20 protein-coding genes are annotated in these 21375 nt (G+C 46.0%); 13 read left to right on the top strand and 7 right to left on the bottom strand.

All coding sequences use genetic code 11. The features are described 5' to 3' along the window. The first annotated feature begins 16 nt into the window (after nucleotides 1-16). The 6 genes from thiC (at nucleotide 17) to MWG72_RS01705 (ending at nucleotide 5412) form a co-directional block, all read left to right on the top strand. A complete protein-coding gene (gene thiC, locus MWG72_RS01730) occupies nucleotides 17-1912 on the top strand; it encodes a phosphomethylpyrimidine synthase ThiC (RefSeq protein WP_247143103.1) in 1896 nt (631 codons plus the stop codon). A gap of 76 nt (nucleotides 1913-1988) precedes the next feature. Continuing rightward, a complete protein-coding gene (locus tag MWG72_RS01725; RefSeq protein ID WP_247143102.1) occupies nucleotides 1989-2624 on the top strand; it encodes an NUDIX domain-containing protein in 636 nt (211 codons plus the stop codon). Beyond that, nucleotides 2621-3433: a metallophosphoesterase gene (locus MWG72_RS01720; RefSeq protein WP_004281073.1), complete on the top strand. Its 813-nt coding sequence runs from the start codon at nucleotides 2621-2623 to the stop codon at nucleotides 3431-3433. Before MWG72_RS01725 ends, MWG72_RS01720 begins: the two co-directional genes overlap by 4 nt. Before the next feature lie 210 nt (nucleotides 3434-3643). Next, the gene (gene dksA, locus MWG72_RS01715) at nucleotides 3644-4171 is read left to right on the top strand and encodes an RNA polymerase-binding protein DksA (RefSeq protein WP_004281072.1); all 528 of its coding nucleotides are present in this window, start codon (nucleotides 3644-3646) and stop codon (nucleotides 4169-4171) included. A 2-nt stretch (nucleotides 4172-4173) separates the two neighbouring features. Further along, nucleotides 4174-5094: a tRNA glutamyl-Q(34) synthetase GluQRS gene (gene gluQRS / locus MWG72_RS01710; RefSeq protein ID WP_247143101.1), complete on the top strand. Its 921-nt coding sequence runs from the start codon at nucleotides 4174-4176 to the stop codon at nucleotides 5092-5094. Nucleotides 5095-5151: 57 nt separating this feature from the next. Further along, complete coding sequence (locus tag MWG72_RS01705) at nucleotides 5152-5412, top strand: zinc ribbon domain-containing protein (protein WP_004281070.1); 261 nt, start codon at nucleotides 5152-5154, stop codon at nucleotides 5410-5412. On the opposite strand, the gene ftsW is transcribed toward MWG72_RS01705, so the two are convergent. The 5 genes from ftsW to MWG72_RS01680 all read right to left on the bottom strand — a co-directional run bounded on the left by ftsW (nucleotide 5401) and on the right by MWG72_RS01680 (nucleotide 10551). Then, on the bottom strand, nucleotides 5401-6597 hold the full coding sequence (gene ftsW, locus MWG72_RS01700) for a putative lipid II flippase FtsW (RefSeq protein WP_004281069.1): 1197 nt from the start codon (nucleotides 6595-6597) through the stop codon (nucleotides 5401-5403). The genes MWG72_RS01705 and ftsW overlap by 12 nt on opposite strands. 20 nt (nucleotides 6598-6617) lie before the next feature. Further along, nucleotides 6618-7964: a UDP-N-acetylmuramoyl-L-alanine--D-glutamate ligase gene (murD, locus tag MWG72_RS01695; protein WP_247143100.1), complete on the bottom strand. Its 1347-nt coding sequence runs from the start codon at nucleotides 7962-7964 to the stop codon at nucleotides 6618-6620. A 162-nt stretch (nucleotides 7965-8126) separates the two neighbouring features. Beyond that, on the bottom strand, nucleotides 8127-8378 hold the full coding sequence (locus MWG72_RS01690; RefSeq protein WP_247143099.1) for a DUF6587 family protein: 252 nt from the start codon (nucleotides 8376-8378) through the stop codon (nucleotides 8127-8129). A 59-nt stretch (nucleotides 8379-8437) separates the two neighbouring features. After that, nucleotides 8438-10294, bottom strand: coding sequence for a ferrous iron transporter B (feoB, locus tag MWG72_RS01685; protein WP_247143098.1), 1857 nt, complete (start codon nucleotides 10292-10294; stop codon nucleotides 8438-8440). Further along, nucleotides 10291-10551: a FeoA family protein gene (locus tag MWG72_RS01680; RefSeq protein ID WP_004281065.1), complete on the bottom strand. Its 261-nt coding sequence runs from the start codon at nucleotides 10549-10551 to the stop codon at nucleotides 10291-10293. Before MWG72_RS01680 ends, feoB begins: the two co-directional genes overlap by 4 nt. Nucleotides 10552-10725: 174 nt before the next feature. Here MWG72_RS01680 and xerD point away from each other — a divergent pair, with 174 nt between their 5' ends. From xerD to thrC, 4 genes are all read left to right on the top strand, one after another. After that, the gene (gene xerD, locus MWG72_RS01675; RefSeq protein WP_247143097.1) at nucleotides 10726-11643 is read left to right on the top strand and encodes a site-specific tyrosine recombinase XerD; all 918 of its coding nucleotides are present in this window, start codon (nucleotides 10726-10728) and stop codon (nucleotides 11641-11643) included. A gap of 99 nt (nucleotides 11644-11742) precedes the next feature. Further along, nucleotides 11743-12552: a DsbC family protein gene (locus MWG72_RS01670; RefSeq protein WP_005101478.1), complete on the top strand. Its 810-nt coding sequence runs from the start codon at nucleotides 11743-11745 to the stop codon at nucleotides 12550-12552. Nucleotides 12553-12678: 126 nt separating this feature from the next. Further along, on the top strand, nucleotides 12679-13986 hold the full coding sequence (locus MWG72_RS01665) for a homoserine dehydrogenase (RefSeq protein WP_034438395.1): 1308 nt from the start codon (nucleotides 12679-12681) through the stop codon (nucleotides 13984-13986). A gap of 56 nt (nucleotides 13987-14042) precedes the next feature. Continuing rightward, a complete protein-coding gene (gene thrC / locus MWG72_RS01660; protein WP_005248423.1) occupies nucleotides 14043-15182 on the top strand; it encodes a threonine synthase in 1140 nt (379 codons plus the stop codon). A gap of 58 nt (nucleotides 15183-15240) precedes the next feature. Here the strand turns inward: thrC and MWG72_RS01655 are convergent, their stop codons facing one another. After that, nucleotides 15241-16302 carry a serine hydrolase gene (locus MWG72_RS01655; protein ID WP_247143096.1) on the bottom strand — a complete coding sequence of 354 codons (1062 nt, stop codon included), beginning with the start codon at nucleotides 16300-16302 and terminating at the stop codon, nucleotides 15241-15243. 219 nt (nucleotides 16303-16521) lie between these two features. Here MWG72_RS01655 and gacA point away from each other — a divergent pair, with 219 nt between their 5' ends. From gacA to MWG72_RS01640, 3 genes are read left to right on the top strand one after another with little or no spacing between them, the layout of a single operon-like run. Then, nucleotides 16522-17157: a response regulator transcription factor GacA gene (gene gacA, locus MWG72_RS01650; RefSeq protein WP_005108454.1), complete on the top strand. Its 636-nt coding sequence runs from the start codon at nucleotides 16522-16524 to the stop codon at nucleotides 17155-17157. Nucleotides 17158-17179: 22 nt separating this feature from the next. Next, nucleotides 17180-18745: a sensor histidine kinase gene (locus MWG72_RS01645; RefSeq protein ID WP_247143095.1), complete on the top strand. Its 1566-nt coding sequence runs from the start codon at nucleotides 17180-17182 to the stop codon at nucleotides 18743-18745. A gap of 14 nt (nucleotides 18746-18759) precedes the next feature. Beyond that, complete coding sequence (locus MWG72_RS01640) at nucleotides 18760-20184, top strand: sigma-54-dependent transcriptional regulator (protein WP_247143094.1); 1425 nt, start codon at nucleotides 18760-18762, stop codon at nucleotides 20182-20184. On the opposite strand, the gene MWG72_RS01635 is transcribed toward MWG72_RS01640, so the two are convergent. After that, entirely contained in the window at nucleotides 20185-21357 is a 1173-nt protein-coding gene (locus MWG72_RS01635; RefSeq protein ID WP_247143093.1) for a S41 family peptidase, read from the bottom strand. Nucleotides 21358-21375 lie beyond the last annotated feature (18 nt).

Raw genomic sequence — 21375 nt, 5'->3', positions numbered from 1 at the left:
CATAAGGATCATAGCCATGAACCAGTTAACGAATCTTTCTTCTGAAACTACTCTCTCTGCTCATGAACAGGAAGCACGCGATTTAACGCGAATTCTACCCGCTTCACGTAAAGTCTATCTGCAAGGTTCCCGTCCTGATATTCAGGTACCCATGCGGGAAATTTCCTTAAGTGAAACCCCGACCAGTCTGGGCGGCGAACATAATCCACCTTTGATGGTCTATGACACCTCGGGTGTGTATACCGACCCCAACGTGACGATTGACCTGAACAAAGGTCTGCCGAATGTTCGTGAAAGCTGGATTGAACAGCGCAACGATAGCGAAATTCTGGATCAGCTCAGTTCTGAATTTGGTCGCCAGCGTTTACGCGATATCCGTACCGCCGCAATCCGTTTCGCCCATATCCAGAAACCTCGCAAAGCCAAATGCGGCCGCAACATCACCCAGATGCATTATGCCAAGCAAGGCATCATCACTCCGGAAATGGAATACATCGCCATTCGTGAAAATCTGCGTCAACTCGATGGTGTCGATATGCGCCAGCATCCGGGCCAGAATTTTGGTGCAAAAAACCTGACTGAAATCACCCCTGAATTTGTCCGCCAGGAAGTCGCTGCAGGACGTGCAATTATTCCGGCCAATATCAATCATCTGGAACTGGAACCGATGATCATCGGGCGTAATTTTCTGGTCAAAATCAATGCCAATATTGGTAATTCTGCACTCGGTTCAAGTATCGAAGAAGAAGTCTCGAAAATGACCTGGGCGACACGTTGGGGCGCAGATACGATTATGGACCTCTCGACCGGCCAGAATATTCATGAAACCCGTGAATGGATTATCCGCAACTCTCCTGTACCAATTGGAACCGTACCGATCTATCAGGCACTGGAAAAAGTCAATGGTGTGGCCGAAGACCTGACCTGGGAGATCTTTAAAGACACCCTGATTGAACAGGCTGAACAAGGTGTGGACTATTTCACCATTCATGCCGGCGTGCTTTTAAGATATGTACCGCTGACTGCCAACCGTTTGACCGGTATCGTATCGCGTGGCGGTTCGATCATGGCGCAGTGGTGTCTGGCACATCATCAGGAAAACTTCTTGTATACCCATTTCGATGAAATCTGCGAGATCATGAAAGCTTATGACGTATCGTTTAGTCTCGGCGATGGCCTACGTCCGGGCTGTGTGCAGGATGCCAATGACGAAGCGCAATTTGCCGAACTTCGAACTTTGGGCGAACTGACCCACCGTGCCTGGGAGCATGATGTTCAGGTGATGATTGAGGGCCCGGGCCATGTCCCGATGCATATGATCAAGGAAAATATGGATCTGCAACTGGAAGTCTGTAAAGAAGCACCCTTTTATACCTTGGGGCCACTCACCACCGATATCGCACCGGGTTATGACCATATTACTTCGGCAATAGGAGCCGCGATGATTGGCTGGTACGGCACCGCAATGCTGTGTTATGTGACGCCGAAAGAGCATCTCGGTTTACCCAATAAAAAGGATGTCAAAGACGGTATTATTACCTACAAGATTGCCGCACATGCAGCCGATCTGGCCAAAGGTCATCCGGGTGCGCAAGCCCGGGATAATGCCCTGTCCAAGGCGCGTTTTGAGTTCCGCTGGGAAGACCAGTTTAACTTGAGTCTGGATCCGGACACGGCGCGCAGCATGCATGATGAAACCATGCCGAAAGCCGCGCATAAATCCGCGCACTTTTGTTCCATGTGCGGACCAAAGTTCTGTTCAATGAAGATTAGCCAGAATGTTCGTGATTATGCCAGTCAACAGGCCAATCCTGATCAGCCGGCAAGCTCTCAGGCCGAAATTGAAGCCGGCATGAATCAGATGAAAGCCAGCTTCCACAACTCTGGTCAAAATTTATACCACAAACTATAAAACTGTAAAAAAAACAGTTGTCTTCAAAAAAAACTCAGATAGGATGAAAATAAATCAATTCATTCTATCTGAGCATATGAATATTATTAAACAGGCCTCTTATAATAAAAAAGACTTTAGCGTAGAGGCACGTGAGTTCTTGTACCAGGGATTTATTCAGGTAGAAAAAGTCAGCCTGAAACACCGTTTATTTAATCAGGAAAGCTCAACCCCTATTTTGCAACGTGAGCTGATTCATCGGCCAGAAGCAGCGGGTGTGCTGATGTACAATCATCAACAGCAGAAATTCGGCCTGATCGAACAGTTCCGGATTGGCGGACTGGATGATATCGACTCTCCTTGGCAACTCGAAGTGATTGCTGGCGTTCTGGATGGCAATGAAGCACCCGAAGTATGCATCCGTCGCGAAGCACTCGAAGAATCAGGCTGTACTCTGGATGAGCTACAGCACATTTTCAGCTTCTATCCTTCCGCAGGTGCATGTTCCGAACTGTTTCATTTATATGTGGCCCAAACTGAATTGCCTGAACAGGGCGGTATTTTTGGCATGCCAGATGAAGGTGAAAATATCCAGCTGCATATTCTGGATTATGCCGATATTCCGTCCTTGCTCACGAATGGTCGCTTAAGAAATGCACCTGTCATTATGGCCTTGCAATGGTTGCAACAACATATTCATACTGCAGGAATATGTCTAAGGGGAAAGACATGAGTTTTCAGCAGTCAAGCATAAACACACAGCCGGATTGGACTATTATCCAGATTTCTGATACTCATCTGATGGATCGGGAAGAGCTGGAATTTGCCCGGATGAATCCCGAGCAGAGTTTTCATGAAGTGATGCAGCAGATCCAACAGCGCTTTCCCCAAATGGATGCACTGATTCATACCGGTGATCTGGCACAGGTGCCGGTCGAGCAGACTTATCAACGCTATTTAGCATTTGTCCAGTCTTTAAACGTGCCGTATTATCAGATTCCAGGTAACCATGACGATTCTCGGGTGTTCCCTTTTCACCAGCATGCGAATCAGGTACATGCCATTCATTTTGGCACCTGGACCATGATCCTGTTAAATAGTGCCGTTCAAGGCAAGATCGATGGCTGGGTGGAACAAGCTCAACTCGATCAATTGGACCAATTATTGCTTGAATTTAAGCATCAGCATGTCATTGTCGCTTGCCATCATCATCCTTTTGCGATGAAATCGTACTGGATTGATCAGCACCGGCTGAAAAATGCTGAAGATTTAAAAGATGTACTGGCTCGGCATCATAATATCAAGCTGGTTCTGTTTGGTCATGTGCATCAGGATTCCTGCAACGAATGGCATGGCATCTACTTTTTATCCACGCCATCGACCAGTGTGCAGTTTAAACCTAAAAGTGAAGATTTCGCGCTAGATCAGGCGGCACCAGGTTATCGTGTATTACATTTGCAACAAAATGGTGAGTTTGATACCTATATTGAACGGGTGGCATTGAGCCAGCAAAATATTAATACCGAAATTTCAGGTTATTAACTTTTCAATTTGTTTTTTTTGCATTACTTTATTGCAACCAAAGGAAATGTGATATGCATAGTCCAGACATCAAAGACTATCAATAAGCATAAAAAGTCTATATGATGACGGCCCCCATAGGAGGATAATCTTTCTACAGGGTGGATAAAAAACTGCATATCACCATATTTTTTGCGTAGCAATCATACGCATAGATGAGGAATGCCCTAAATGGCGAATGACAACCAAAATCAAGTCTTAGACAATCAAACTGATGTTGTAGAAGAGAAAGCTGCAAAGCGCGTACGCAAATCTAAGCCTAAAACGACTGACGGTGGTTCTACTGCTAGCTTATTTGGTATTGAACCTTATCAACCTAAAAAAAATGAAGAATACATGTCTGAAGGTCAGCTTCAGCATTTCCGCCAAATCTTGCTGGCTTGGAAAGCTGAGTTGATGTCAGAAGTGGATCGTACCCTGAATACGATGCAAGACGAAAATACTGCTCTTCCAGATGTGAATGACCGTGCGACTCAGGAAGAAGAGTTTGCGATTGAGTTACGTACCCGTGACCGTGAACGTAAACTGATTCGTAAAATCGAACAGTCGATCGAAGCAATCCAGAATGATGACTATGGTTTCTGTGAAACTTGTGGTATCGAGATTGGTCTGCGTCGTTTAGAAGCACGTCCGACGGCTACTTTATGTATTGACTGCAAAACCCTTGCAGAGATCAAAGAGAAGCAAAATAACGGTTAAGCATGTCTGTAAATAATCCTCCCCTAACCCCTCCTTTAAAAAAGGAGGGGGACAACAGGATGGCTTATGTGGGCCGGTTCGCGCCATCGCCAACCGGCCCTTTGCATTTTGGCTCCCTCATTACCGCAGTTGCCAGTTACTGCGATGCCAAAGCCAATCAAGGCACATGGCTGGTCCGGATTGAAGACACCGATATTCCCCGCATTTATCCCGGCAGCGAAGAGCATATCCTGCGTGCCATGGATGCCTTTCAGCTTGAACCTGATGCCGAAATCATTTTCCAGAAAGACCGTTTAGATATTTACGAAGACGTCATCCAGCAATTGCGTCAGCAAGGTCTAGTCTATGCTTGCCAATGCACCCGTAAAATGCTCGGTTCCAATCATATCTATCAGGATACCTGTCGTGACTTGGGTCTGGCTTTTGAGCATCAGGCCATCCGTTTAAAAGTTGAAGATGTTGAAATCTGTTTTGAAGACCGGCTGCAAGGTCAGCACTGTTCAGAACTGAAAAAAGATCTGGGCGATTTTGTCTTAAAACGTCGTGACGGCATTATGAATTACCAGCTGGCTGTAGTAGTCGATGACTATCTGCAAGGTATGACTCATGCGGTACGTGGAGCTGATCTTCTAGATAATACCGAACGGCAAATCTATCTGGGACAGTTACTCGGTTATCCGCGTCTGAGCTATATGCATCTACCGCTGGCAATGAATGATCAGGGGCAAAAACTGTCAAAACAGAATCTGGCCCAAGCACTGGATTTAACTCAGGCACCCCAATTATTAAAACAGGCACTTCAGGCTTTGCATCAGGCTGAAGTTGATTTGGACACTCCCGATCGGATGCTGCAACAGGCGGTAGTACAATGGGACATTGAGCGGATTCCACATACAACTGAGCTACAAGGTCACTATTTATAAAAACAGCTTTTCACTTAAGCTAGACTTCTAGAATGAAAAATTGATAGGAAGAAGAGTATGTTTTTTATTTTTGGCGTCGGCCCTAAAACCAAAACCATTGAGAAAAGCCAGTTTCTGTGTCCGGTCTGCCGTACTCGTTCGGGCTATGAGCTAAAACAGCAGCGTAATTATTTTTCTTTATTTTTTATACCCTTGATTCCACTTTCCAAGCCTAAATCTGCTTTTGTGACCTGTTCCAATTGTGGAACCGCAATGCCGAGCACGGTACTGGACCATGCTCAGCCAGAGCCAGGACGAAACTCCAATCTAGAAGCTTGATTCTTCGCGGCTTGGATTGACCTGACGCGTGGTCGAATCAATTTTCAGAATCAGACTGATCATGACCGCACAGATAATCAGGGATGAACCGCCATAACTAATAAATGGCAAGGTCAAACCCTTGGTCGGCAACATGCCCATATTCATACCGGCATTTACCAGAATCTGTAACAGGAAAATGATACTGATGCCATAAGCCAGATAGCCGGCACGCAAATATTGATGCTGCAAGGCGCGGTGTCCAATGCGGATACAGCAAACCAGCATGGTGAAGGACAAGATCAGGATGGTTGAAATGCCTAAAAAGCCAAATTCTTCACCCAAAATTGCCAGCATGAAATCGGTATGCGCCTCAGGCAAATAAGACATTTTCTGGATACTATGCCCCAAGCCTACCCCTGCCCATTCCCCACGGCCAAAGGCCATAAGGGCATTAGAGAGCTGATAACCGGTGCCTAAGGGATCTTCCCAAGGATTCGAAAAAGACAGCAGACGTTGCAGACGATACGGTTCCAACAGAATCGCGGCAGCAAATGCGCCGACCAAGGTCATAAAAGCCACACCGAACTGAATCCACGGCGCACCCGCCAGAAAGAACACGCCAAGCATGGTTAAGGTAATTACCACGGTTGCACCCAAGTCAGGCTCGAGAATAATCAAACCGACGGTAGCCCCCATGATGGCACTTAAACGGACCAGACCCTTGATATTATTCCGTACTTCTTCCGCACGGCGCACCACGTAGTCTGCAGTAAAAATTGCCATCATCACTTTGGCGACTTCCGAAGCCTGTAAGGTAAAGCCTGCGATCCGAATCCAGCGTTTGGAACCATTGACTTCCGTCCCGACAAATAGCACGGCCACCAAAAGTACGATGGTAATAATCCACAAAAAGAAAGTGTTATTAAACCAGACTTTTAAGGGGATTTTATAAGCCAGAAAAGCTGCTACGGCAGCGACAAAAATCGAAATCCCATGTCGGCTAATATAGTGAAACGGATTTTCATGCATACGTTCTGCATAGGGCATCGAGGCCGATGCCACCATGATCGAACCAATGCAGAGCAAAGCCAACACACAGAAAATCAATACATTCCGTGGATTCACTTCAGCAGGTATTCTAGGTATCCACTGCGTATAAAATTGATTTAATTTATTGATCGTAGTCTGAGCAAACCCAGCCATATCACGAATCCTTGTTATTCTTAATTGAGTTCATTCACATACGCAACAAACTTGCGACCACGCTCAGGATAACCCGAGAACATATCAAAACTTGCGCATGCAGGAGACAATAGCACGACATCATGTGCCTGAGTGTGCTTTTGGCAGATTTCTACTGCCTGCTGCAAGCTGTCCGCATGAATCAGTTCAGTCGTACCCGCAATCGCTGCTTCAATGACGGGACGATCTTCACCAATTAATACCGCTACTTTGGCATATTTGCTTAATGATTCACGCAAGGCTTTAAAGTCCTGCCCTTTGCCCTGACCACCGAGAATAATCGCGACTTTACCGCCTTGGGCTTCAATGGCCATGCCGAGACCGTCCAGTGCTGCCAAGGTTGCGCCGATATTGGTACCTTTGGAGTCGTTATAATAACGTACGCCTTGCACTTCTTTAACGAATTCACAGCGATGTTCCAGACCTTTAAAGGTCTTTAAGGTATTCAACATGCTTTCCAGTGGCAGGCCAATCGCTTCACCCAGCGCCAGACAGGCTAAGGCATTGGCAACATTATGCGTGCCCTGCATATACATCTCGGTACTTTTCAGCAGACGCTCACGACCACGCGCCAGCCAGATGCTGCCATCCGTATCCTTGAGAATACCGTACTGGTTCATATCTGGTGCATTCAGGCCGAAGCTTTGCATCGGTGTTACGTCCGGTACCAATGGACGGGTCAGAGAATCATCACGGTTATATACGACTTTTTTCACACCCTGGAAAATCCGGTGTTTCGCCGTGTGATAACCCATCATATCGCCATGACGATCCAGATGATCTTCACTCATGTTCAACACCACCGCGACTTCAGCCGCCAGATTTGAGGTGGTTTCCAGCTGAAAACTGGACAGCTCAAGTATATATAGCTCAGGATCATCTTTGGTGAGGTCTAGCGCAGGACGCCCCAGATTGCCACCGACAGCGACTTTTTTGCCTGCATCTGCTGCCATCAGGCCAATCAAGGTCGTCACGGTACTTTTGGCATTAGAACCGGTAATCGCCACAATAGGCTTATCCGTAGCACGGCGTAAAATCTGGATTTCACTGACTACCGGAATACCCTTGTTAATCGCTGCCTGAATTTCAGGAAGTTTAGGGTCAAGCCCGGGGCTAATCACGATTTCTTCTGCAGAAAGTAACAGTTCGGCGTCAAACTGACCAAAACTGGTCTGAACCTCAGCGGGTATCTGGTCATGCCCTGGCGGGTTAGCTCTTGAATCTGTTACTGCAACGCGGTAGCCCTGACTATGCAAGAAATTGACTGCTGCAACACCTGATATTCCGAGTCCTGCAACGACTTTTAACCCACCACGTTGTATTAACATTTTCGCCCCATATTTTGGTCTATTTTGAAACTGACGAAATGGTAGCACTTTGCTGTTTTGAATGCCTTTTCTGATTGGCCTTTCTGCACATTTTTTTTGTGTCCATGCGTAAAAAAACCGTCATGATCATGACGGTTTTTAAAATTCAGTCAGAAAAGGAAATTATTTCCATTTCACCGCTTGTTGGGCTGGCTTATCTTCTATACTTTTTTCTGAAACTGGGCAGGCACAGTTGCCACCACAGCCTGCAGCTATACCCGGTTGCAGCCATTTGGCCAGACGCTGCCAGCCCTTGGCTGCACAGGCATCAGACAACTTCTGGAAGACTGAGTTAGAGGTGTTGGGAAACACCTTTTTAAAGACAACCAGCATGCTCCAAAGCACCAGTGCTGTCACAATTAGAATTTCAATCATCTCAATCTCCCATACATATACAATGCAGTAAACTCAACTGGCCAAGGCCAAGCTGAGATTTAGCCCAAATAATATGAAGCAATTTGATAAGTTAGGAATGACATAAAATATGCCAGACCAAACAGGTAAACAGTCATAATACTGACAGTTTTCCAGGAACCTGTTTCACGTTTAACCGTTGCCAAGGTCGCCAGACAGTGTGGTGCATAAATAAACCACACCAGCAAAGACAAACCTGTCGCAACTGACCAGCCCAGATCACCTCCACCGCTGATCAGCGCAGCCAGACCTTCAGACATCGCATCTTCATCAACTGCCGACATCGCATAGACTGTGCCCAGTGCTGCAACGACCACTTCACGCGCTGCCATCGCCGGAATCAGGGCAATACAGATCTGCCAGTTAAAACCGAGGGGTGCAAAGATCGGTTGCATCAGATGACCGAGCATCCCTGCCAATGAATAATCAATGGCCGGCAGGGTTGCACCTTCTGGTGGCTGCGGGAACGTACACAGGAACCACAGCACAATCGATAAGGCGAAGATGATGCCGCCGACACGTTTCAAGAAGATTTTGCCGCGATCCAATAAGCCGATCCAAACGTTCTTCAAGTCCGGAAAACGGTAGCTTGGCAGTTCCATCAGCAGCATGTGCTGTGATTTATCTTTGTGGAAGAATTTCAACACAAAAGACACCAGCAAGGCACTTACGATACCTGCCATATAAAGACCGAAGAGCACCAGACCTTGCAGATTCAGGAAACCCCAGACAGTTTGTGCGGGTACAAATGCCGCAATTAGCAAGGCATAAACTGGCAAACGCGCCGAACAGGTCATTAAAGGTGCAACAAAAATCGTGGTTAAACGATCTCGTGGATCACTGATGGTCCGCGATGCCATGATGCCGGGAATGGCACAGGCAAAGCTGGACAATAACGGAATAAAGGCACGTCCTGATAAACCGGCTTTAAACATCAGCTTATCTAATAGGAAAGCAGCACGCGGTAAATAACCTGATTCTTCCAGTACCAGAATAAAGAAGAACAGAATCAGAATCTGTGGCAGGAACACCACCACGCCACCGGCACCGGCAATAATCCCATCCACCACTAGACTATTCAGTAAGGGATGCGAAATATATTCGCCGAGGAACTCACCCAGCCAGCCGAAGAAGGTTTCGATGCCATCCATAAACGGCGCAGCCCAGGCAAATACCGCCTGGAAAATCACGAACATCATTACAGCTAGGCTGAGTAAGCCCAATACCGGATGCAGAAAAATCTTGTCAAGAAAATCGGTACGCTTATCTTCCTGATCGACGAAATTGACCACGTCATTCAGAATGTTTTCTACGCGCTGGTGACTATCACCTTTCAAGCCACTGAGCTCAGTCTGTGGTACAGAATACTTGCCTTGATCTAGCGCATTTTTCAGGTTTTCAATCCCTGAATTGCGCACAGCCACCGTTTCTACCACAGGCACGCCCAGACGTTCAGACAGCTTCTGGGTATTGATCTGCATGCCACGACGACGTGCTTCATCCATCATGTTCAGCACGACCAGTACTGGACGACCCAGTGCAATCATTTCCAGCACCAGACCCAAATGCAATTTCAGATTGGTGGCATCTACCACACACAAAAATGCATCCTGCTCTTGCTCTTCCGCGATTTTACCTTGTACGACGTTGCGGGTGATTTCTTCATCTGGACTGGTTGCATCCAGACTATAAGTTCCCGGCAAATCCAGTACCCGTACCGCTTTGCCTGAGGCAAGCTGAAATGTACCGACTTTACGTTCAACCGTCACACCCGCATAGTTACCGACTTTTTGGCGTGTTCCGGTTAAGTGGTTGAATAATGAAGTTTTACCGCAGTTAGGGTTACCGACAAGGGCAATACGTAATGTATCACTCATGCCGACACCGCCTGTTCAATTTCAATTTTGGCTGCTTCTGATTTACGCAAAGCAAAACGTGTGAATCCAACTTGAATCAAAATGGGATCTCCACCAAAAATACCTTTAGTAATGACCTGTACCTTTGTACCTGGTACAAAGCCTAAAGTTTCCAAACGACTCGCGACAACATCGTGTAGAGCACTTTCACCATCAGTTGTTCGACTCACTTTTCGAATGATGGCAATTTGTTTTGCTTTTAAATCAGACAAACGCACCGTGAAATTCCTAAACTATTTTGTACAGTATACAAACAAATGAGAATAATTAACAAATAAGATTAATTACATTTCGATTTAGCCTTATACCACATCGACACTGTCATAAAATTAAACTACAGTGGAGAATACCAATCCCGATTATCGCTTTTTCAGATCAGATCCTTTCACCTTATGCTGAATAAAAAACCCCGTATTCCTGCCCCTGTCCAGATTCCTGATACGTTCAGTTATTTACAGGGTTTTCGTGATTATCTGATTGCACAAACAGTCAGCCCGCATACCCGCAATGCCTATTTGTCCGATCTGGTGCAATGTGCAGAATGCCTGAGCAAGCCTCTGCCGGAATGGAATCATGATGATATTTCCGATGTACTGATTGCGCTGACCAAACAGCAAAAAAGCCCACGTTCGATTGCCCGCTGCCTGTCTGCCTTGCGTTCATTTTATAAATTTCTGCGTGAGCAAAAACTGCGTAGCGACAATCCGGTGGCTGCACATAAAACCCCAAAACTGGGCCGGGCCTTACCCAAAGATCTCTCCGAAGCAGATGTCGAAGCCTTAATTCATGCCCCGGATATCAACACGGCATTAGGGCTGCGCGATCGTGCCATGTTTGAAGTGCTGTATGCCTGCGGACTTCGGGTGACCGAACTGATTAACCTGCGTCTGGAACTGATCAATTTAAAACAGGGTTATTTACGGATTGTCGGTAAAGGCAATAAAGAACGTCTGGTGCCGATGGGACAAATGGCCTGTGAATGGGTAGAAAAATATCTGAATGAAGCCCGTCCGCAACTGTATAAAACTTCGACCGATTATCTGTTTTTGACCCAGCATGGCGGTATCATGAGCCGGCAGAATTTCTGGTATGCCATTAAGCGTTATGCGCTGCAGGCCGGAATCCAGTCCGAACTGTCACCGCATACCTTGCGCCATGCCTTTGCGACGCATTTACTCAATCATGGCGCAGACTTACGCGTGGTACAGATGCTGCTCGGGCATACTGATCTGTCTACCACCCAAATTTATACCCATGTAGCACAAGTACGGATGCAACAGCTACACGCGACCCATCATCCACGAGCTTAAAACATATCCGGATGGAATAAACTGAGAAGTTTGACGTGTGGGTATTTTTTTTTGTTATGCTAATGCTCTGTTTTTAATCCAAGAAGAAAAGGGTTTTTTATGACATTTGCCCGCTCAAAAATTTTTATGGCTTGCACACTTGCTGCTGGTTTGGGCCTGACTGCGTGTTCCAATTCCACTAACAACGATAAAAAGCAAGAGTTGACTGCGAGCGCACCGGCGACGGGCGAAGCCTCTACCCTGACCGAACGCAATGCAGAACAGCGTCTGGCTTCTACGCTGGAAAAGCATTTCAAAACCGCTGGCATCAGTGCCAAAATTACCGACATTAAAGCCACTGAAGTGCCGAACCTGTACTGGGTGAGTCTGGAAGGCATGTCTGCAGTCTATGTCACCAGTGACGGTAAATATCTGATTCAGGGCGATGTGATCCGTCTCGGTGACAAACAGCTGCACAATGTCAGCGAAAACCTTCAGGCAGGCATCAACAATAAACTCTTTGCTGAACTCAAGCCAGCAGACTTGCTGGTCTATCCAGCCAAAGGCAAAGCCAAGCATGTGGTCTATGTGTTTACCGATGTCAGCTGTCCGTATTGCCATAAATTCCATGAACAAATGGATGAGATGAATGCCAAAGGCATTGAAGTGCGTTATATCGCTTGGCCGCGTGGTGAACAGCATATGCCAGCCATGGAAGCGATCTGGTGCAGTGCCGACCGTCGCAGTGCCTTTGACCAGGCGATTTCAGGCGCACAGATTAGTGCAGAGAAGTGTGAAAATCCTGTTCAAGATCAATATCAAATGGGTCTAAATATGGGTGTGAATGGTACCCCTGCCATTTATAATTCAGCAGGTACTTATCTGGGCGGTTACCTGTCTACATCGGAATTATTGAATCGGCTTAAATAACTCATTTTAATAAGTTATTTAACTTTATTTTATAGATAAAGATATTCTGAAATGACCCTAGAGTCAGGCGGGTTTTTTAGCTATGATCTAGGCTCTTGTAAAAAACTGTTTAATTTGGAGTGTGACGTGAAACCAGTTCGTCTGGCAATCCTCGGTCTTGGTACTGTAGGTGGTGGTGCCTTGAAACTATTAAAAGAAAATGCTGCTGAGATCAAACGTCGCACCGGTCGTGAAATTGAAATTACCCATGTAGGCACCCGTCGTCCACGTCCTGATCTGGATCTGCCAGAATCGGTTAAACAAAGTGCCGACTTGATGGACATCGTACGTCAGCCTGATGTAGACGTCGTGGTTGAAGTCATGGGCGGAATTCATCCTGCTTTTGAAATTATTATGGAAGCCATGAAACATGGCAAACATATTGTAACGGCCAACAAAGCACTCTTGGCTGAACACGGCAACGAGCTATTTAAAGCGGCTGAAGACAATGCCGTACAGATTGCCTATGAAGCGGCAGTGGCCGGTGGCATTCCGATTATTAAAGTGATTCGTGAAGGTCTGGCAGCCAACAAGATTGAATGGCTGGCCGGTATTATTAACGGCACGGGTAACTTCATTCTCAGTGAAATGCGTGAAAAAGGCCGCGCTTTTGAAGATGTGTTGAAAGAAGCTCAAGAACTGGGTTATGCCGAAGCTGATCCAACCTTTGATGTGGAAGGAATTGATGCTGCACACAAGCTGACGATTCTGGCCTCATGTGCCTTTGGTATTCCGCTACAGTTTGACAAAGTTTTTACTGAAGGCATTGGCAAAGTCACTGCACAAGACGTGAAATATGCCGAAGACCTCGGTTTCCGGATTAAACACTTGGGCATTGCACGCCGTACCGATGCCGGGATTGAACTCCGTGTACACCCGACCCTGATTCCAGATGACCAGCTGATTGCCAATGTGAATGGTGTGAAAAATGCGGTTCTGGTACAAGCCAATGCGGTCGGCCCAACACTGTACTATGGTGCTGGCGCAGGTGCGGGACCAACGGCTTCTGCGGTTGTTGCCGATGTGGTTGATATTGTCCGTGACATTATTTACACAGAAGACGGCGCAGGCACCATTCCGCAACTGGCTTTTGAAGCGCTCAGTGATTTACCGATCTTGAGTCGTGAACAAATGACCACCGGCTATTACATCCGTATTAATGCCGAAGATCAGATGGGCGTGCTTGCCGATGTGACCACGATTCTCAGTCGTGCCGGCATCAGTATTGATGCGATCATGCAGCAACCGCGTTTATCTAAAGACCTTATTCCTATCGTGATTCTGACTGATCCAGTCAAGGAATCAAAAATGGATGCAGCGCTTTCACAAATTCAAGCATTACCCGTCATTCATGGCGAAATTGTACGAATTCGTTTAGAATCGCTTGATAATTAATCGGGTTGAGGGGAGGATTCCCCTTGCCAAGCTCTACACACAATTGGAACATCATCATGTCGAATGCCAATCGTTATACTGGTTTAGTTGACCGCTATCGCGACCGTTTACCAGTGTCTGCAACTACTCGTGCGATCTCTTTGGGTGAAGGTAATACTCCACTGATCAAGCTTGAGAATATTCCACGCATTATTGGTAAAGATGTTGAAATTTATGTGAAGTACGAGGGCTTAAACCCGACTGGTTCATTTAAAGACCGCGGTATGACTATGGCGGTGACGAAAGCCGTTGAAGAAGGCTCTAAAGCCATCATCTGCGCATCTACTGGTAACACCTCTGCGGCTGCGGCTGCATATGCTGCGCGTGCTGGCATCAAAGCATTCGTGCTCATCCCTGAAGGCAAAATTGCCATGGGTAAAATGGCTCAAGCGATGATGTATGGTGCGATCACCATGCAAATTCGCGGTAACTTTGATGACGGTATGCGTCTGGTTAAAGAAGTTGCCGATCAGGCACCGGTAACGATTGTAAACTCAATCAACCCATACCGTCTGCAAGGTCAAAAAACCATTGCTTATGAAATCGTTGAAGCTTTAGGTCGTGCACCGGATTATCACTGCCTGCCTGTAGGTAACGCGGGTAACATCACTGCACACTGGATGGGTTATACCGAAGCGGTGGCTAACCAGTCGAAAGAAGAATTTGAGCAAGTCGTTTACGATGCTGAAACTGATGCTTTCACTGGTCCTAAACCGGCAGGTTTGCCAATCATGGCAGGTTACCAAGCCTCTGGTGCTGCACCGTTCCTTCGTGGCGGCCCAGTAGAAAACCCGGAAACTGTTGCAACTGCGATTCGTATCGGCAATCCGCAAAGCTTCAATCATGCTAAAGCGGTTGTTCGTGATTCAAACGGCTGGTTTGATGAACTGACTGATGCGGAAATTCTTGAAGCTCAACGTCTGCTTTCTATGTATGAAGGTGTATTCGTAGAGCCTGCGTCTGCTGCGTCTGTCGGCGGTGCGATCCGTGATATTAAAGCGGGTAAAATTGCTGAAGGTTCAGTGATCGTATGTACCGTAACGGGTAACGGTCTGAAAGATCCAGACACTGCCATCAAGCAATGTGCTGATGCTGTGATGCTGTCGATTGATGCGACCATGACTCAAGTTAAAGACTCTATTCTGTCGAATATGTAATTTCGGCCAGAATTAAAAAAACCCTGCAAGTGCAGGGTTTTTTTTATGAACCAATCAATTAGATTCGTTTAGGTTGCTGGCTAACCCAACTCATTAAACGGGTCGCATCATTGGTACGCGCCTGTGAGCTGTTTGCACCTAAAAGTACCACTGCCACAGGACGGTTATTCAGAGTGGTGTGCATCACCACACAGCGCCCTGCTTCATTAATAAAACCGGTTTTAGAAATATTGATATTCCATCCGCCATTACGTACCAAGGCATTGGTATTATTCGATTTCAATACACGATAACCCAAGTTAAAGTCATAGCTTGGCGTGGTCGAGAACTGGCGAATCAGGCCGTATTGAGAAGCAGTATTTACCAAGATTCCCAAGTCACGAGCTGAAGCTACGTTACCCGGATGCAAACCTGTCGACTCCATAAAGCGGGTAGAATTCATGCCGAGCTCTTTGGCTTTTGCATTCATCTTGGCAATAAACGCTGATCGACCACCCGGATAGGTTCGTGCCAAAGCGGCAGCAGCTGGGTTCTCGGACTTCATCAGAGCAAATAATAAAGCTTCAGCACGGTTCATGCTGTCTCCTGCTCTTAAAGTCGAGCTTGAGCTTTTGCAACCTGAACAGGAAAAATCAGCCTGTTGCAGGGTAATTTTTTCCGACATATTTAGACGTGCATCAGAAATCACCACAGCCGTCATTAATTTGGTAATCGATGCAATCGGATAGGCAGTATTGGTATTTTTGCTAAACAGCACTTCACCGGTTTGTGCATCCATGACCAGTGCAGCCCGCGCATTGACAGAAGGTTGATTACTAAAATGATTGGTATCAATAATCTGCGGTGCAGTATAAGCAGGCTTGACTGCTATTGGCGCTGCTGTGCCGGCCTGACGCAAAGTAGTGGTCACTGTGGCTGAACCGGGTGGCGAAGGCTCATTGGCAGAGGCATTAAAATCATCGCTCATTAACTGGTTAACTTCTTCAGAAGACCAACTAATGCTGGAACCGCCCTCTGCCGTGCCAGAATTCATAATGATTTCAGCAAAACTTGTCGTGCTCATGCTGATTAACACGGACAGGCCGAGTAGATGCCTTAAAGACTTGTTTATTTTCTTCACTATTCCTTCACTCAACTAACAGAGGTAAGATTGATTTGCGTATTACCTCTAATATGCCTTACATTTAAACACAATGCCGAACATTTTTTGTTCTTGACACTGTGTGATAAGTTTCAGATTTAATCTTGCGAATAGGATTGCTAATTTTGTACTTTCATTGCAAGCTTATTTTGCTTTATGTAACAAAAAAATGATTTTTTTAACAGAGGGAGAGCGTAGGTGATCACAGTTTTAGTTGTGGACGACCATGAATTAGTTCGTACTGGAATTTGCAGAATGCTAGAAGACCATGCGGAGGTTCAGGTAATTGGACAAGCTGAATCTGGTGAAGAAGCGATCTCTCTAGTTCGTCAACATCATCCTAATGTAGTTTTGTTAGATGTGAATATGCCGGGCATTGGCGGCGTAGAAACCACGCGCCGTCTACTTCAGAGTGCGCCGGAAACCAAAGTGCTAGCGGTCAGCGGTTTGGCGGAAGAACCTTATCCGTCCCTGTTATTGAAAGCCGGTGCCAAAGGTTATATCACCAAAGGTGCACCGATTTCGGAAATGGTCCGTGCGATTAATAAAGTCATGCAAGGCGGCAAATATTTCAGTGCAGACATTGCGGAACAGTTAGCAAGCTCTTACCTTTCTGATACACAACAATCGCCTTTTGATGCATTGTCAGAACGTGAAATGCAAGTCGCGATGATGGTCGTGAATTGTATCAGCGCCCAGGAAATTGCCGACAAGCTCTTTGTGAGTGTTAAAACTGTGAATACCTATCGTTACCGTATTTTTGAAAAACTGAATATCGATAGCGATGTTAAACTGACTCATCTGGCCATGCGCTATGGACTTATTAAACCTTAGCTTTTAACGATTTCCGGTGCATATGGCACAACAAAAAAACTATGCTGAACTGAATCAATACCATCTCGGTATCTGGTACAGCGCTTATCGTCTGCTGATCAGCACCGGTTTGTTGCTGATTTTTCTGCTGACCTACCCCGAACTCACCACTGATTATCAATACCCGCAGCTGTATTATTATGCACTGGGAATCGGGATTGCGATCAATACCGTACAGCTGTTTGTGCTGAAATGGATCAGACGCCTGATCCAGCCGCAGCTGATTATGATTTTCTTTAGCGATGTCTGCGTTTTAAGTTTGCTGACTTTGGCGAGCGACGGTCCTAATCTGCAAATTGGGCTGCTGTTTGTGATTACTATCTTTTCTGGATCCTTATTATTAGATGGAAAAAAGGCCTTAGTTGTCACCCTCATTGCTGTCATCAGTGTTATATATCAGCATTTTATCGGCAGTATTTTTGCATTTTCATCACTCAGCAATATCAGTAATAGCGCCCTGCTGGCCTTTTTATTTTTTGTGGTCTATGGCATTGGACAAATTGCCGTGCGCCGTTTTCAGATTCTGGAAAATTTGAATTTTTCCCAATCGCTGGAACTGCATCGCTTACAGAATATTAACCGCTATATTCTGGAGCAGATTGAAACTGGCTATCTGGTTCTGGATGAAAACTACCATGTGGTACTCAGTAATCCTGCTGCCTGTAATCTTCTAGGAATTGAGTCAAAATACAGCCATGAGAAATTCACCTTATCTCAGTCACAGCCAGATTTATTTGAACTGATCCATTTTGAAACACTGGAAAATGGTGAGCGCTTTCAGTTTGAATCCCAGCAAAGTCGCTATAATATTCATGTGCAGGTGCAAAAACTGATTGTGCCGCATCAGACTCTAATGCTACTGGTGTTACAGGATGCCAAAAAACTGAATCAGCAGGTGCAGCAACTTAAACTTGCTGCACTGGGTCAACTCTCAGCCAGTATTGCCCATGAAATTCGTAACCCCTTGGCGGCCATTGTGCAGGCCAATGATTTGTATCTGGACTCAGAAACTGAACAGCAACAGCTACTCCAGCAGATGATTGGCCGACAGGCGACCCGGATTGACCGGATTATTCAGGACACGCTGAATATGGTCAAAAATAAAGAAACCCACCCGATACCGATTCATCTCAATGAATTTATCCCGTTATTTATCCAGGAAGATCTGGCCGATATTCGCGATCAGATTCAATTTAATATTGATATCCCGCTAGTGATTCAGTTTGATGAAGCACAATTCCGGCAAATCCTGATTAATCTGATTCGTAATGCCATTCGCCACAATTCAGCAGATGCTACTTATATTCAGCTGAATGTGCATCCCTATGAACATCGGGTCTGGATTGACGTACGGGATTTTGGCTCTGGCGTAGCCTTACATGATCAGGCCTTATTGTTTAAACCCTTTTTTAGCACATCGATTAGTGGTACCGGATTAGGATTGTATTTATCACATAGTTTTTGCGAAGCAAATCAGGCACAATTAAACTATATACAACAAGAACAGGGCGCATGCTTTCGCATCAGCTGTCAACGTATTACGCTTTAAAGGGGTCAAGGAAGATGAATGGGGAACAACAACCACTGGTGCTCTTGGTGGATGATGAGGAGGATTTATGTACCCTCATGCAAATGTCATTGCTGCGCATGGGAATTCGCACGCACATTGCCCATCGTTTGGAAGACGCTAAAAAATGCCTTGCCAATCATCAATATGATGCCTGTCTGACCGACTTAAACCTTCCCGATGGCAATGGTTTGGAGCTTCTGGACTGGATAGGCAACCTCTATCCGGCACTTCCGGTCGCGGTTCTGACCGCCTATGGCAACATGGAAATCGCCATTGCCGCGCTTAAAGCAGGGGCTTTTGATTTTGTCAGTAAACCGATTAATCAAAAACACCTAGAGCAACTCTTACAAAAAGCGCTGAATAAACCGGTGGATTATTCGCATAATAATCCGAACGATGCGCTCGAACATAAAATGCTGATTGGACAATCCCTGCCGATTCAGCAATTGCGCATTACCTTACAAAAAATTGCCCGATCCCAGGCACCGGTTTTTATCACGGGTGAATCGGGAACAGGTAAAGAAGTCGTGGCCAATCTGGTCCATCGCCTGAGTAACCGCAATGAAGGTCCTTTTATTGCGATTAACTGTGGCGCCATTCCGACTGAGTTGATGGAAAGTGAACTGTTTGGACATAAAAAAGGCAGCTTTACCGGCGCTGCTCAGGACAAACAGGGACTGATTCAATCTGCCCATGGAGGCAGCCTGTTTCTGGATGAAATTGCAGAATTACCGCTTTCTATGCAGGTCAAACTGTTACGTGCCGTTCAGGAAAAACGTATTCGTCCACTCGGTTCAGATACCGAAATTGATGTGGATTTCCGCGTGATCAGTGCCACGCATCAGGATCTGGAAGCCTTGGTGCAACAAGGCAAATTCCGTCAGGATTTATATTTTCGCATTCATGTAATGGATCTGACTTTACCGCCATTGCGTGAACGCGGCCAAGATATTCTGTTATTGGCCGAACACTTTATTCAGAAGATTTGCCAGGAATGGGGAATTCCTAATAAAAAACTGACCGAACGCAGCAAAGAGTTCTTATTGGGACAATATTATCCAGGTAATGTACGTGAATTGCGTAATATTATGGAACGCGCGATTACTTTAAGTGATGAAGAGCGTATTGATCTTCAGCATTTGCAGAGTGCACCGCTGCGTCAGGCGCTAAACAGCCCTCAGGAGATGAATACGCTCACCAGCGAGATCATTGCGACCGAAACCCTGATTGCACCTAAAAAGCTGCCTGAAGAGGGTTTAGAGCTGTTTTTGGAAAAGGTCGAGAAAGAAATTTTACTCAATGCGCTGAATCTGACCCATTGGAACCGGACACTGGCCGCCAAAAAACTCGGCATGTCATTCCGTTCCCTGCGCTATCGTTTGAAAAAGTTCGGACTGGATACCGAAGAAGACGAATAATTATTTTTGCAGGAGCAGCAAGTCTGTGACATGTTCCAGATAACTCTCCTCACGCATTTCCTGCTTAAACGGATAGTTGAAATGCGGCTGTACGCCCCGCCCTTCAATCATCTGGCCACTCGGGCTAAAGTATTGCGATACTGTCATCTGTAGAGCCGAACCGTTGCTTAAAGGAAAGAGTTTCTGTACTACGCCTTTGCCATAGCTTTTTTCGCCTACGACCCAGGCACGGTTATGTTCTTTCAGGGCTGCTGTAAACACTTCTGCTGCAGAAGCCGAGCGGTTATTAATCAATACCCCAACTTTCAGATTCTGAAACTCAAAACTCGGCAAGGCCTGAAATTGCTGATTACCTTCAGCGCGGCTTTTGGTCGACACAATCACGCCCTGATTCAAAAATAAATCGGCAGATTCAACTGCAGCCGAGAGTAAGCCACCGGGATTATTGCGTAAATCAAATAGCACGGCTTTTAAGCGCTTGTCGGCATAGCTTTCGATTAGACGTTTGATTTCATTGGCAGTATCTTGCTGAAAAACCTTGACCTGTAAAACCAGAACCTGATTATTGTGCAGGCTCGATTTAATTTCAGTATCCAGTTTGGTATTGCGGACCAGACGAACGGCCGGACTTTGCGGGGAGAGCTGAATCATGAGCGTAGAGCCAACGGCTCCGCTCAATAACTGCCGGACTTGTTCCTGATTCAGGCTATTTAATACCTGATCGTCAATTTTATAAACCGTGACGCCATTTCGAAGTCCCTGCTTGGCTGAATCAGCATCGGAACTCAGTCCCTGAACTACCCATTGCTTCAACCGCGGGTCAAATTGCAGATCAAAATCAATGCTGGCCAGATCACCTTCGGTATATTCACGCAGTTGCTTATAATCTTCAGGCGACAAATAACGGGAATAGCGATCTAAGCCACTGACCAGACCCTGAATGGCCTGCTGGAATAAGGCATCGTCATTTTTATCTTGAATATAATTGTCTTTTACGATGCCATAAATTTGTACGAATTCCTGAATAGATGCCACAGGAATTTCAGAATAAACTTGCCCATCCATTTCCATATCATCGAATGCCGGCTCATTTGAACCCGCACCCCAGGCTGAATGACTCAAACACATCAGTAAGCATGGTATTACAACAGACTTCCAGCGTGTTCTTGTCATTCTTTGACCTTTTTTAGA

It is taken from the genome of Acinetobacter lwoffii (genome assembly GCF_022967985.1).
Taxonomy (GTDB): domain Bacteria; phylum Pseudomonadota; class Gammaproteobacteria; order Pseudomonadales; family Moraxellaceae; genus Acinetobacter.
This window is presented reverse-complemented; position numbering and strand designations above follow the sequence as displayed.